This window comes from Phaeobacter sp. B1627 (assembly GCF_006265095.1).
Taxonomy (GTDB): domain Bacteria; phylum Pseudomonadota; class Alphaproteobacteria; order Rhodobacterales; family Rhodobacteraceae; genus Epibacterium.
This window is the reverse complement of the sequence record NZ_VCNK01000018.1, coordinates 112,098-125,397: the sequence shown is the minus strand read 5'-3', so window position 1 is coordinate 125,397 and position 13,300 is coordinate 112,098. Positions and strand designations below refer to the sequence as shown.

Annotated in this window: 14 protein-coding genes; 6 read left to right on the top strand and 8 right to left on the bottom strand. The window is 64.3% G+C overall.

Translation table 11 applies throughout. The annotated features are described in order from the left end of the window. The first annotated feature begins 140 nt into the window (after positions 1–140). From FGE21_RS10615 to FGE21_RS10605, 3 genes are read left to right on the top strand one after another with little or no spacing between them, the layout of a single operon-like run. On the top strand, positions 141–1,157 hold the full coding sequence (locus tag FGE21_RS10615) for an iron ABC transporter permease (RefSeq protein WP_139663264.1): 1,017 nt from the start codon (positions 141–143) through the stop codon (positions 1,155–1,157). Beyond that, positions 1,154–2,110, top strand: coding sequence for an iron chelate uptake ABC transporter family permease subunit (locus FGE21_RS10610; RefSeq protein ID WP_139663263.1), 957 nt, complete (start codon positions 1,154–1,156; stop codon positions 2,108–2,110). Before FGE21_RS10615 ends, FGE21_RS10610 begins: the two co-directional genes overlap by 4 nt. 8 nt (positions 2,111–2,118) lie before the next feature. After that, positions 2,119–2,889 carry an ABC transporter ATP-binding protein gene (locus tag FGE21_RS10605; RefSeq protein ID WP_139663262.1) on the top strand — a complete coding sequence of 257 codons (771 nt, stop codon included), beginning with the start codon at positions 2,119–2,121 and terminating at the stop codon, positions 2,887–2,889. A gap of 162 nt (positions 2,890–3,051) precedes the next feature. On the opposite strand, the gene FGE21_RS10600 is transcribed toward FGE21_RS10605, so the two are convergent. From FGE21_RS10600 to FGE21_RS10590, 3 genes are read right to left on the bottom strand one after another with little or no spacing between them, the layout of a single operon-like run. After that, positions 3,052–3,939, bottom strand: a complete 888-nt coding sequence (locus tag FGE21_RS10600) for a twin-arginine translocase subunit TatC (RefSeq protein ID WP_139663261.1) — start codon at positions 3,937–3,939, stop codon at positions 3,052–3,054. Continuing rightward, positions 3,936–4,412: a Sec-independent protein translocase protein TatB gene (gene tatB, locus FGE21_RS10595; protein WP_139663260.1), complete on the bottom strand. Its 477-nt coding sequence runs from the start codon at positions 4,410–4,412 to the stop codon at positions 3,936–3,938. The genes FGE21_RS10600 and tatB overlap by 4 nt, the downstream gene beginning before the upstream one ends. A 7-nt stretch (positions 4,413–4,419) precedes the next feature. Continuing rightward, on the bottom strand, positions 4,420–4,635 hold the full coding sequence (locus FGE21_RS10590) for a twin-arginine translocase TatA/TatE family subunit (RefSeq protein WP_139663259.1): 216 nt from the start codon (positions 4,633–4,635) through the stop codon (positions 4,420–4,422). A gap of 389 nt (positions 4,636–5,024) precedes the next feature. Between FGE21_RS10590 and FGE21_RS10585 the strand changes: the two genes are divergently transcribed. Further along, entirely contained in the window at positions 5,025–5,708 is a 684-nt protein-coding gene (locus FGE21_RS10585; RefSeq protein WP_139663258.1) for a YafY family protein, read from the top strand. A gap of 85 nt (positions 5,709–5,793) precedes the next feature. Here the strand turns inward: FGE21_RS10585 and FGE21_RS10580 are convergent, their stop codons facing one another. The 3 genes from FGE21_RS10580 to FGE21_RS10570 form a co-directional block, all read right to left on the bottom strand. After that, entirely contained in the window at positions 5,794–6,933 is a 1,140-nt protein-coding gene (locus FGE21_RS10580) for an ABC transporter ATP-binding protein (protein WP_255731502.1), read from the bottom strand. 181 nt (positions 6,934–7,114) lie between these two features. After that, complete coding sequence (locus FGE21_RS10575; protein ID WP_139663257.1) at positions 7,115–8,233, bottom strand: hypothetical protein; 1,119 nt, start codon at positions 8,231–8,233, stop codon at positions 7,115–7,117. A 6-nt stretch (positions 8,234–8,239) separates the two neighbouring features. Further along, positions 8,240–9,019, bottom strand: coding sequence for an SDR family oxidoreductase (locus FGE21_RS10570; RefSeq protein ID WP_139663256.1), 780 nt, complete (start codon positions 9,017–9,019; stop codon positions 8,240–8,242). 299 nt (positions 9,020–9,318) lie between these two features. On the opposite strand from FGE21_RS10570, the gene FGE21_RS10565 reads away from it, so the two are divergent. After that, positions 9,319–10,341, top strand: coding sequence for a Hint domain-containing protein (locus FGE21_RS10565; protein WP_255731501.1), 1,023 nt, complete (start codon positions 9,319–9,321; stop codon positions 10,339–10,341). A gap of 88 nt (positions 10,342–10,429) precedes the next feature. Here the strand turns inward: FGE21_RS10565 and FGE21_RS10560 are convergent, their stop codons facing one another. Together FGE21_RS10560 and FGE21_RS10555 are read right to left on the bottom strand one after the other, a co-directional pair. Next, entirely contained in the window at positions 10,430–10,816 is a 387-nt protein-coding gene (locus FGE21_RS10560; RefSeq protein WP_139663255.1) for a hypothetical protein, read from the bottom strand. 4 nt (positions 10,817–10,820) lie between these two features. Next, complete coding sequence (locus tag FGE21_RS10555) at positions 10,821–11,135, bottom strand: YqjD family protein (protein WP_139663254.1); 315 nt, start codon at positions 11,133–11,135, stop codon at positions 10,821–10,823. Positions 11,136–11,623: 488 nt separating this feature from the next. Here FGE21_RS10555 and FGE21_RS10550 point away from each other — a divergent pair, with 488 nt between their 5' ends. Continuing rightward, positions 11,624–13,231, top strand: coding sequence for a peptide chain release factor 3 (locus FGE21_RS10550; protein ID WP_139663253.1), 1,608 nt, complete (start codon positions 11,624–11,626; stop codon positions 13,229–13,231). The last annotated feature ends 69 nt before the right edge of the window (positions 13,232–13,300 follow it).

Below are 13,300 nucleotides of genomic sequence, written 5' to 3'. Positions count from 1 at the left end.
CAAGTCAGGGTCGGCTCGGGGTCAGGTCGGGGTCCAGTCCAGCCAAAGCGCGCGGCCCCTTGACCCCGCAGACCGAGTGGTTCACTCAGGGGCAGCCAGCGCAGTGCAAGCCCGTTCCGTTCCGTGTTCCCGGCCAACTCATGCGCATCCGATCCCATTCGCCCCTGCTGATCCTCGCCATGTCCTGTGGTGTTTTTCTCGCGGCCTTTGCGGCCTCGCTGGCCTTTGGCGCGCGCTCGATACCGGTGGCGACCCTCTGGCAGGCGCTGACAGCATTTGACCCCGGTGATCCGCTCCATGGTGTCCTGCGCGGATTGCGGCTGCAGCGCGCCCTGAGCGGCGCCATCTGCGGCGCCGCGCTGGCAGGGGCCGGAGTGATCATGCAGGGGCTGACCCGCAACCCGCTCGCCGATCCCGGTCTGATGGGGGTCAATGCCGGGGCGGCGCTGGCGGTGGTCGCGGTGCTCTGGAGCTTTGGTCCGCAGGATGTGCCTGCCATCGCTCTTGCGGCGATCATCGGTGCGGGGCTGTCGGCGGCTGCGGTCTGGGCGCTGGCGGGCGGACAGGAGGCCTCCGACAACCGGGCATTGACGATCCGCCTGCCCCTTGCCGGCACTGCGATCAGCAGCCTGTGCCTGTCGATGGTGGCCGCCGTTGTCCTGCTGAATACGGAGACCCGCGATCTCTATCGCTTCTGGATGGTCGGATCGCTGGGACAGGCAACCTTCGACACTCTGACCCGCCTGCTGCCGGTGTTTGCAGCCGGTGTCGCGCTGGCGCTCGCTGCGGCCCGAGGTCTGGACGCCCTTGCCCTCGGCCACGATGTCGCCGCAGGCCTCGGGGCCCGGCCTGCCCGCGCGGCGGCCGCGGCCCTTCTGGCTGTGACATTGCTGTCCGGCGGCTCGGTCGCTTTGGCCGGGCCGCTCGGCTTTGTCGGCCTCATCATCCCGCATCTGGTGCGGGGTCTGACCGGTTCGGCCACCGGCCTGACCCTGGTTGCCGCCTTGCCGCTTGGCGCGGCCATGGTGCTGGCCTGCGACACCTTGGGGCGGGTGGCCGCGCGCCCCTCGGAGATCGCGATCGGCCTTGTGCTGGCTGTCATCGGAGGGCCTGCGTTCATGGTGCTGCTCTCACGCGTCCTGAGGCCCGCAACATGAGGATGACCGTCGCAATCTGTGCCCTGCTGGCGCTTGCGGCCCTGTCGCTGGCGGCCGGACGGATCTGGCTCGGGCCAAACGCCCTGTGGGACGGTCTCATCGCGGGACCAAATGGCGATTTCCTGATCTGGGAGCTGCGATTGCCACGCGTGGTTGCGGGCCTGAGCATCGGAGCCGGATTGGGCCTGTCGGGCGCGGTGTTTCAGTCCCTGCTCCGCAACCCGCTTGCCTCTCCCGATATTGTCGGCATCACCCAAGGCGCGGCATTCGGCGGCGTTGCCCTGCAATTGGCCGGCGGCGCGGCGATGGCCGGAGCCGCTGCCGGGGGACTTCTGACGATGGCGCTGATCTTCTCGCTCTCGCTGTCACGCTCGGGCGGTATCGATCCACAGCGGCTGGTCCTCTACGGGATTGGCTGCGGGATCACCTGTTCGGCGGGGTTGAACATCATGATCATACGCGCAGGTGACGCAGCCGCCGGCCAGGCCATGGCCTGGCTTGCAGGGTCCCTCAATAGCATCGGCTGGCCCGAAGCCGCCCTTGCCGCCGGGGTCACCGCCACACTCGGGCTTGGGCTGGCCGGCAGCGAACGGGTTCTGGACCGGATCGAACTGGGCGATGATCTGGCGCGCGCCTGGGGCATCCGGCTCAGGGCGTGGCGCCCGGCTCTGGCCACAGGCGCCGCCCTGCTGGCCTCGGCGATGGTCGCAGTCGCAGGCCCCCTCGCCTTTGTCGCCTTTGTATCCGGCCCCGTGGCGCGCCGCCTTGGCCGTGGCGGACCGAACCTGATTGGCACGGCGCTGACGGGGGCCGCCCTTGTCACCCTGTCGGACATGGCGGCACGGGCGCTTGCCCCATCGGCCCTGCTGCCGGCGGGGATCTACACCGCAATGATCGGCGCGCCGTGGCTGATCTACATCCTGACGCGGCGCATCCGCACAGGTCAGCTCTAGGAGGCCATATGAGCGTTGTGATCGAAAACCTGAGCGTGTCGCTGGCCGGGCAACCTGTCCTGCAGAACCTGTCGCTGGCCCTCCCCACCGGAAAGGTGACCGGGCTGATCGGCCCCAATGGCTGCGGCAAGACCACATTGCTGCGCACAATTGCCGGGCTGCAGCCGATGCAGCACGGTGCCGTAAACTGGCAGGATCAGCCGGTGTCCGCATTGTCCGCCACGGAGCGCGCCCGCCAGATCGCGATCCTGCCGCAATCCGCTCAGGCCCCCGACAGCATGACCGTCGCGGATCTGATCGCACGCGGCCGCACCCCCTATCTGCGCGCCTTTCGCCCGATGACCCAGCATGACCGGCAGGCGGTCCGGACGGCAATCGCCCGGGTCGGCCTGTCGGATCTTGCCGACAGGGCCGTCGCGTCCCTGTCCGGTGGTCAGCGTCAACGCGCTTGGATTGCCATGGTACTGGCCCAGGACACACCGCTGGTCTTGCTTGACGAGCCGACGACATTTCTGGATCTGCACCATCAGATCGACATACTGGAGCTGGTGACGGACCTCGCCCGCAGCCATGGCAAGACGGTGATCGCGGTGCTGCATGATCTCAATCTGGCCTCCCGGTTCTGCGATCATCTGGTCGCCCTCAGGGCCGGAGAGGTGATCACCGCAGGCCCGCCCGCAGAGGTGGTGACACAGGACACCATGCTGCGGGTCTTTGATCTGCCCTGTCAGATCCTGCCGGATCCCCGCTATGCAACCCCTGTAGTGCTCCCCGCCTGAGGGATGCGCTACGCGCGCGGCAGTTTCGCCCCTCTCCTGTTGCCCGTCCTGTTGCCTGTCCTCTGGCCTGTCCACAAGAGAAAATGGCGCGCCTGCTCAGGGGGCGCGCCATTTCCGGTTCAAAGTGCAGGGCGGCGTAGAGGACCGCGCGCAGGACGGTGGTTAATCTTCATCGACCTCATCGTCATAGTAGCCTTCGGCCCGCAGCTTGGCCTCACGCGATCTCTCGACCCGGCCGACCAGGAATATCGAAATCTCGTAGAGCCCGTAGACAACCGTGAAGAGAATGAGCTGGGTGATCACATCCGGTGGCGTCACCACCGCAGCCAGCAGCAAAATCGCCACCACCGCATATTTGCGCATCCCCGCGAGACCCGCAGCGCTGACCAGCCCGGCCTTGCCCATCAGGGTCAGCAGCACCGGCAGCTGAAAGCAAAGACCAAAGGCCATGATGAACTTCAGCGTAATGTCGAGGCTCTCGTTGACCTTGCCGAAAAACGTGATCTTGATGCCTTCGCTGGTCTCCGGCACCACCGCAACATCCACCGGCACCTCTCCCGACGCCCGCGACAGGAGATCGGCAAAGATCGAACTGACATCCGCAAAGCCCAGAAAGAACTGCATGGCCAGCGGTGTCACCACGAATTGCGCAAAGGATGCCCCCAGCAGGAACATGAACGGCGACGCGACCAGGAACGGCATGAAGGCGCCCTTTTCGCTTTTGTAGAGCCCCGGCGCCACAAACCGCCACAGCTGAAAGCCGATCACCGGAAAAGACAGTGCAAAACCGAACACCATGGAGATCCGGAACAGGGTGAACAGATATTCCTGTGGCGACGTATACTGAAGCGTCGGAGACGGGTCGCCCAGCTCGCGCAGGGTCGCCTCGATCGGATGCACCAGAAATTGCAGGATCGGCTCGGCCACCATGAACGCCAGGATGATCCCCACCGCAAAGGCGATCACCGCGCGGATGAGCCGGGTGCGCAGTTCCGCCAGATGCTCGATCAGCGGGGCCGTGGAATCGTCGATATCTTCGGTTTGGCTCATGCCTTGGTCTCACTGTCGGGGGCGGCTGGTGGGGCGAGGGCCGCCTCGGCTTCTTCTGCCTTGGCCAGAGCCTCCGCAGCCTCACGGGCCTTGCGCTCGGCGGCGGCACGCGCAGTGGCCGCCTGAATTTTCTTGGCGCTCTCTGCCCGATCTGCGGCCAGCTTTCCGGTTTCGCTCGCAGAGTCGAATTTCGTCGGGTCCAGCGATGACGTCAGCTCTCGGGTGGCGTCTTTCATACTGTCCATCGCCGCGCCCATGGGATTGGTCGCGGATTTGAAGGTCTTCTGGATGTCGCTGACACCCGCCTCATCGGCGGCATCGCTCATGGCGCGGCTGAATTCGCGCGCCATTCCGCGCGCCTTGCCGACGAACCGGCCCACGTTGCGGAACAACACAGGCAGATCCTTCGGGCCTACGACAATCAGGGCGACAACGCCGATGACCAGAAGCTCGGTCCAGCCAAGATCGAACATCTAGATCTTACGCCTTGTCTTTTTCAGCATCCGGGGTGACGTCGCGGGCGCCATCCGCAATGTCCTCTTCCAGCTCTTTGCTGCCTTCGCTGATGCCTTTTTTGAACGAGGTGATGCCTTTGCCAACTTCCCCCATCAGCGATGAGATCTTGCCACGACCGAAAAGAACCAGAACGACGACAGCAATCAGGAGAATGCCGGGAAGGCCGATATTGTTGAGCATGGGATGTGCCTTTCTTGTATACGCGGCAGCCGTTGGATGCGCCGGTGTCCGTTAAACCTGCCCTGAGTGATACGGCCTGCAGATCCCGGCGCAAAGCCTGCGCAGACCTCAGAGGCGCAAGAGTTCACCGGTGCAAGCCGTATTTCCGCTGCCACACGCTACTACTGACAGGTTTTTGTCAGTTGTCCGGGGCGCAGGATGGCCCCTGCGGTGATCACGTCAGCCCGAATGCGGCCCGAACGAGTGCTGCACGCCACGTTGCTTCCGGTCCCAAAGCCGCAGGGCCTGATCCTGCGCGGCCCGATCCTCGCAACAGGGGCGTGCACCCTGCCCACGTGTGGGGAGCAGCGGCTTGACCTTTCGGTGCTGCCTGGGCGAAAGCTGTTGTCATGCGCCGTACCGACCGCCTCTTTGAAATCCTGCAGATCCTGCGCGACGGCAAATTGCACCGGGCGCAGGACATTGCCACGCGGCTGCAGGTCTCCCAGCGCACCATCTATCGCGACATGGAGACGCTGGTGGCCTCTGGCGTGCCGGTCGAGGGCGAGCGCGGTGTCGGCTATACGGTCCGCGAGGCGATCACCCTGCCGCCGCTGACCTTGACGCCCGCAGAGCTGGAGGCGCTGAACCTCGGCATGGCCATTGTGGCAGAGGCAGCCGACACCGATTTGAAAGCCGCCGCAGAGTCGCTCGCGGCCAAGGTCGACGCGGTTCTGCCGGTGGAGACGGTTGCCTCCGCCGATGCGTGGAAGTTCGCGGTCTACCCCTTTGCCGACGCGGCGCGGGGCCTTGCCCAGATGCCCACTCTGCGCGCCGCGATCAAAGCGCGGCAAAAGCTGTCGCTGGCCTATCGGCGCCCCGACGGTACGCTCAGCGCACGGGTGATCCGGCCGCTTCATATGGAATATTGGGGACGTGTCTGGATGCTGACGGCCTGGTGCGAATTGCGACAGGAATTCCGGGTGTTCCGCGTGGACCTGATCGAGGAGGCCCAGGCGCTTCCGGAACTTTTCGTTGATGAACCCGGCAAGCGCTTGCAGGACTATGCCTCGGGCCGACAGAGCGCTGACTAGTGGCAAGGGCAGCCCTTCGGCCATATCGCCCGGCCCCGCCTATGACTGACAGCCCGGCCTATGGCGGCCTGGATTTCGGCTTGCCTCAGCGGGGAAAGACGAAACAGCGGTTGCGGGGCACGGTGAGCCACATGGCACGCCCCTCTGCCGGCAGGAAAACATTGGGCACGGTTGCCTTCAGTACCGATCCATCGAAATCCATCCGGAACTCCACCAGGCTCTCGTTGCCGAGAAACCGCGCTCGCTGCACAACGCCGCGCGCAGGTACGCCCTCGGTGGTCGTGGCTTCGGGACCACGGCCGCTGCGGTCAAAATCAATACGCAGGTGTTGCGGGCGAAAGACGATCTCCACGTCGGTTCCATCCGGCACACCAGGGGCAAGGAACTGGCCGAAAGGCGTCTCGGCCAGCGCCCCGTTGACCTGTGCATGCAGCAGGTTGATGTCGGAGAAAAAGGCAACGGCGGCCTTGTCGACAGGACGGGTGTAGACGTTATAGGGCGCGCCCTGCTGAATGATCCGCCCGTCCCGCATCAGTGCGATTTCATCGGCCATCCGCATGGCCTCTTCTGGTTCATGCGTGACCAGCAGCACGGCGGTGTCTTCCTCTTTCAGCAGGCTCAGCGTTTCATCCCGGATGCCGTCACGCAGGCGGTTGTCCAGACCGGAGAACGGCTCGTCCATGAGCATGATCTTTGGCCGCGGCGCCAGCGCACGCGCCAGCGCGACCCGCTGCTGCTCACCGCCCGAAAGCTGATGCGGGTAGTCGTCAAAATACTGCCCCAGCGCGACGCGGTCCAGCAGATCCCGTGCGCGGCTGCGTTTGTGTTCCTTCGTGCCTTTGAGACCGAAGGCCACATTGTCACCAACGCTGAGATGCGGGAACAGGGCGAAATCCTGAAACATCAGGCCGATTTCACGCCGCTCCGGCGGCACCCGAAACACGGTGTCGCAGATCAGCCGGCCATCGACATAGATCTCTCCCTCGTCCTGCATTTCCACCCCTGCAATCATCCGCAGGGTGGTGGATTTGCCGCAGCCCGACGGACCGAGCAGGCATGTGACCTGCCCTGGCTGCACCCGCAGCGATACGTCGTCCACCACCGCCCGCCCTTCGAAGAACCGCCGCAGGTTGCGGATCTCAAGTCGCGGCACCACATCCTGACCGGTCGCCAGCTCGGTCGGCCGCGGGTTTTGTGTCGTCCTGTGGGGCATTGTGGCGGTCATACTGGGAGCCTTGTCCTGGTTATCGGGCACAACATCGGGGTTCTGCGCTGATACCAAGGGGGACAGACCCGCGCAAGCGCCCCCGCCCGTTCGCCCTTGTGGCGGGGGGTGCAGGTCCCAGTCCTGTTCCCGGTCTTGGTCCCAGCCTTGATCCCGGTCTTGGTCTCAGCCTTGGTCCAGGTCAGATCAGAAACTCCACCCCGTCTTTTGCGCAGGGGCGGCCATTGACCAACAGCGTCACCTCATGGGTGCCGGGCAACAGGGTGAAGGTCGACGCCTGCGCCCGCAGGGGATGCGCCTTGGTCAGCCGCAGCCCGTCTGCCCCCAGTGTTGCTGTCTTCCACTTGAAGACTTTGGTCGCGGTCCTGCCGCCTGCGCGCTGAAAGGTGACGGCATAATCCACCAGCACCCGCGCCCCGGCACTGCCGGTGATGTGACAGCCGAGATCAAGCCTGCCGCCGATGCGCGCGGTCTGCGGCAGCGTCAGCCGGGCGCTCAGCGCCAGATCAGGATCATATCCCAACAGCCGCAGCGCGCGGGGATCGCCCGCCTTGACCAGACCGCGCAACGCATGTGACGTCATCCAGTCCAGTTCTTTCTGCGTCTGCACGGCGCGCCCTTGCCAATCGGTCAGGCAGTCAATGACGATCTCGGGGTCTTTCCTGGCGATATCGTTCAGATGGTTGGACACAGAGCGGGTGACGAAACGGGTCGGATCAGCGCAGAGCCGGTCGAGGATCGGCACGGTCGCCCGCAGCGGCAGGTCCACGCCCAGCCCCCATGGCAGACGCGGTCTGCTGCCCTCGCTCGCCAGCCTGCGGACGTGGTAATGGTCGTGACCCGCCCAGTCTCTCATCCGCGCCAGCACCGGCTCCGGCCAGCGTTTCAACAGCGGACGAATGGCATATTCCATCGAGAACCGCTGGGTGAGATCCTGCAGCAGATCCAGGGCCAACGGCAGGTCGCCGTCGTTGATGGTCAGGGAGGTCACCCATTCCCCCAAGGGGGCGAAGATGAAATCTCCGAAGTCGTCATCCTGACGCGCGGGGTCCAGCGGCGGCGGCAGCGCCTTCAGGATCAGCGGCGCGACCTCGGCCAGAGACCCCGGAACATGCAGCGCCAGTTGCTCGGCGATCCAGTGGATCCGGGCCTTCAGTTCCAGCGCAGGCAGGCGGGACATCACTGCCGCCTCAAATCGCCCGGCGGCGAAAGCCGGGTCAGCGGCTTCAAAAAGCCCCGCCAGATAGCGGAGCTTTGCCTGATTGAAGAGCTGGTCCTTCAGCAAGAGGGGCTCTGCCATCGGGGTCTAGATCGTCATATTGGTGGCACCGCCATCCAGCAGAATGTTCTGGCCGACAATGAAACCCGCATGCTGCGAACAGAGGAAAGCACAGGCGGCGCCGAATTCTTCCCGGCTGCCATAGCGCCCGGCCGGGATGGTGGCTGCGCGCTGCGCGCGGGCCTCGGCAAGGGTAATGCCGCGTGCCTCGGCAACCCCGGCATCCAGAGAATCAGCCCGGTCAGTGGCATGGATACCCGGCAAAAGGTTGTTAATGGTGACGCCCTGTCCCGCTACCTGACGCGAGGTGCCGGCCACATAGCCCGTCAGCCCGGCGCGAGCGGAGTTTGACAGGCCCAGCACCGCGATCGGCGCCTTGACCGACTGTGAGGTGATATTCACCACACGCCCCCAGCCCCGCGCGATCATCGCGGGCATCAGCGCTTTCATCAGGTCGATCGGCGTGAGCATGTTGGCGTCCAGGGCCGCAATGAAATCCTCCCGGTCCCAGTCGCTCCAAAGACCCGGCGGCGGCCCGCCTGCATTGGTCACGAGAATATCCACGTCCTGCGCCTTTGCAATCAGGCCCGCGCGGGCGTCGGCATCGGTGACATCACAGGCGTGGGTCTCTACCTCCACCCCGAAGCGGGTGCGAAGATCATCGGCGGCCGCTTCCAGCGCCGGGGCGCCGCGTGCGTTCATCACCAGATCCACCCCGGCCGCGGCCAGTGCCTCCGCGCAGCCCAGCCCCAAGCCTTTGCTTGATGCACAAACCAGCGCGCGTTTTCCACGAATACCCAGATCCATCCTGATCCTCCCCCTAATGGCCGATATTGTCGGGAACCTGCCAGCCACAGGCCCGATTGGCCAGAGACCTTTCAGAAACCGGGCCGGTTTTTTCATCGGCCCGCCGGGATCCCGCCGCAGTGTCAACCTGCTGTTTACCATTATGAGGCCACAATATGGGACGACATTTGACCTGCTCAGTTGACCGGCTCACTTGACCGCCCCTGTGTCACAGGCCGTTTCCGGCTCCGGCGCAGGAAGGTGTCAGCTGGCCGATCACACCCTTGCGCCGATCACACCCTTGCGAAAGTCAGACCGCTTTGCCCAGTCCTTTGCCCCGTGACGCATCCGCCACCCAGTCGGTCCAGGCCTATCCTGCCGATCAGATCCGTGTGGAATTCGGCGCAAACACCGGCGATCCCTTGGGCGTGATGGAGGATTTGGTGCTCGATGACGTCTATGAGCTGGCCGATCCGCGCCCGCCCTGTCGTCTTGGGATCGCGGCGCGAGCGGATGGCACCTTTGGCGTGTCCGAAGACAGCGAACTGGGGCGTGCCGGCTCGACCCTGCATCTGGATTGCGCCATTTCGCTGATGCCCGAGGTGGGCGAGGCGGTCGACGCTCTCATCATGGTTGAGGTTGGTACAGACGGTCTGATCGACGCCACTTACCTGGTGCCGCAGACACCGCTCGCGCCCCAGACCGGGTACCGGCTCCTGAGCGCAGACCGGAAGCAGGCGCGGAGCCGGCTCGCCGAGATGGCCTGCGTCTCTTTCGCCCGCGGCACCCGCATCACCCTGGGAACCGGCGCACAAATCGCGATTGAAGACCTGGCGCCGGGCGATCGGGTCCTCACCCGTGACAGCGGTGTGCAGCCGGTGGTCTGGATTGGCCGCACAACGGCGCGGGCAACAGGGTCGATGGCGCCCATCCTGATCCGCGCAGGGGCACTGAATAACGATCACGATCTGCAGGTCAGTCCGGATCACCGGCTGATGCTGTATCAACGCACCGACGCCATTGGTGTTGGCACACCAGAGATTCTGGTCCGCGCACGCGATCTGGTGAATGGCCACAGCGTAGTGGTTCAGGACGGCGGATTTGTCGACTATTTCCAGATCCTCTTTGACCGGCATTACATCATCTACGCAGAGGGCATAGCGGCAGAATCGCTGCTGCTGGACGCTGTGACACAGACCAGCCTGCCAGAGGCTTTGGTTGACCAGTTCCAAGCCCGTCCGCGCCATCGCGCAAGGGCGGAACACGGCCTTGATATCTCACCGGCAATCCTCGATCGCTCCGATGTCGTCGGCGTGTTGAAACGCGCCTCGCTGCGATGCTGACCGGCGCCGTCGTTTCCCAACCTGTGGCGCTGTGGCTATGGTCCGACGGCCCGGCCGGGAGACGCGCAGGGGCGCACGCAGCAGCCGTTCACCGCTGTTGACTGCGGGCGAATCCCGCGCCTTCACTCACCCCAGCCGCAAAAGCTTCGGCCATGGAGGGTGCGTTCGATGAGCGTCCATTGACGCGCGATGCATGTTCAGCGGCAGAGTGCGACGCGTACCCCTCATCATTGGGCGCGGTATCAGCTCCGGCATCTGTCACCGATTTAAGCAGCAGGAACAGCCCCGAAAGTCCGAACCAGAGAGCTGCGAGGATCAGGCCTGCCATCGCGGGCGTCTGCCCTGTCTCCTGCAGCGCGGCATAGAGGGCGGCGGAGGCAAAGCCCGCGCCGACAGCGGCACTCGCGGCACACAGACCGGTGAACAGGACCCGGCGCGCGCCGCGCCGGGCTTTTGTTTTGAGGCTCCGCAACATCGGATCAACGACGATTGCTGAGGTAACCCAGCGCGAAGCCGAGACCGGCGGCCACAGCGGTCGCCGCCAGAGGTTGGGCCCGCACCGCGTCTTCGGCCTGACGCGTCATCTGCGCCGCCCCATCGGCAAGCGCCTGCGTTTGCTGGCGTGCGGACTCACGCGCGGCCTCGCCCACCTGAATGGCGCGATCCTTCGCAACACTCGCGCGGTCCTTGGCCAGATCGGATACAGCGTTGGTCAGGGCCGACATGTCGGCGCGCAGAATTTCCATCTGAGTTGCAATATCTTCGGCGGTGGGGGCAGTTTGGTCTTTGGGCATGGGACAGCTCCTTTGGGTTCTGTTCAAGTTCACATGTACAACGTGCCCAATCGGAATTTGTTCCGCGAAATCTCGACGAAATCGTATGTTCCGCGCCCGCATTCTTCGGTCCCGCGTTCCTGCCATCCCAGCAGGCACCACAACTTCAGGGCCAGGCTTCTCTCCCGCCTCCGCGTGTGACCTTGTCTGGCGACAAGGCACACCCGGAGTTGGGCATGGCCCTCTGCCCCCAATGGGGGCAGAGGGCGGCGCCGGGCCTGAAAGGCCCGGCGCCCGGCCCAACCGACCGCCCCGCGACCCGATAGGGCGCGGGATCGGGTGGGCGGGAGCACCACGGGACAACTTGACGGGGCCAACTGTTAGAGCAAACCGACTGGGCAGGCGAGCCGGACACATCAACCGAACGGATCTACCGGGGGTATGAGCCGCAGCGCCGCCGCACCGGCTTTTCCTTGCCTCCCCCGTCGTTTCTGGCTAAGGCCAGCGTCATGTTGGACACCACTCAGACCCGCCCAGAATTGCCGCCGGAAATCGCGCGGCGCCGCACCTTTGCGATCATTTCGCACCCGGATGCCGGCAAGACCACATTGACGGAAAAATTCCTGCTCTACGGTGGTGCCATCCAGATGGCCGGTCAGGTGCGCGCAAAGGGTGAGGCCCGCCGCACCCGATCCGATTTCATGCAGATGGAAAAGGATCGCGGCATTTCCGTCTCCGCATCCGCGATGTCGTTCGACTACCAGAACCTGCGGTTCAACCTTGTCGACACGCCGGGTCACTCTGATTTTTCCGAAGACACCTACCGGACCCTGACGGCCGTGGATGCGGCAATCATGGTGATTGACGGTGCCAAGGGCGTAGAGAGCCAGACACAAAAACTATTCGAAGTCTGTCGCCTGCGCGATCTGCCGATCCTGACGTTCTGCAACAAGATGGACCGCGAAAGCCGCGATACCTTTGAGATCATCGACGAGATCCAGGAGATGCTGGCGATCGACGTGACGCCTGCCAGCTGGCCCATCGGGGTCGGGCGCGACTTTATCGGCTGCTACGACCTGCTGCGCGATCGGTTGGAACTGATGGACCGGGCCGACCGCAACAAGATTGCCGAGAGCATCGCAATCGAAGGTCTGGATGATCCGAAACTGGCCGAACACGTCCCGGCGCATCTGCTTGAAAAATTCCTCGAAGAGGTCGAAATGGCGCGCGAGCTGCTGCCCCGGCTCGATCCGCAATCGGTGCTTGAGGGACATATGACGCCGATCTGGTTCGGCTCCGCGATCAACTCTTTCGGCGTAAAAGAGCTGATGGACGGCATCGGCACCTATGGCCCGAAACCGCAGATCCAATCGGCAGAACCTCGCAATATCGCGCCCGAAGAGACCAAAGTCGCAGGCTTTGTTTTCAAGGTGCAGGCCAATATGGACCCCAAACACCGCGATCGCGTGGCCTTTGTGCGCCTGGCGTCCGGCCATTTCAAACGCGGCATGAAACTCACCCATGTGCGCACGAAAAAACCGATGGCGATCTCCAGCCCGGTGCTTTTCCTCGCGTCTGACCGGGAACTGGCGGAAGAGGCCTGGGGCGGTGACATCATCGGCATCCCCAACCACGGCCAGCTGCGGATCGGGGACACGCTGACCGAAGGCGAGGCCTTGCGGGTGACCGGCATTCCTTCCTTTGCTCCGGAACTGCTGCAAGGGGTGCGCGCGGGCGATCCGATGAAAGCCAAGCACCTGGAAAAGGCCCTGATGCAATTCGCCGAAGAGGGCGCGGCCAAGGTCTTCAAACCCTCCATCGGCTCCGGTTTCATCGTCGGCGTGGTCGGCCAGTTGCAATTCGAAGTGCTCGCCTCGCGAATCGAAATGGAATACGGCCTGCCGGTTCGGTTCGAAGCGTCGCAGTTCACCTCGGCCCGCTGGGTGCATGGGGAACGGGGCGCGCTCGACAAATTCGTCAACGCCAACAAGCAGCACATCGCCTACGACAACGACGGCGATGTGGTTTATCTGACGCGGCTGCAATGGGATATCGACCGGGTCGAGCGGGACTATCCGGATCTGCATCTCTCCGCGACCAAGGAAATGATGGTATAGCAAAGCGGGCGCCCGGTTGAACGGGCGCCCGTTCTACATGCGCAGACCACCACGGAGGAAGCGAGTAGC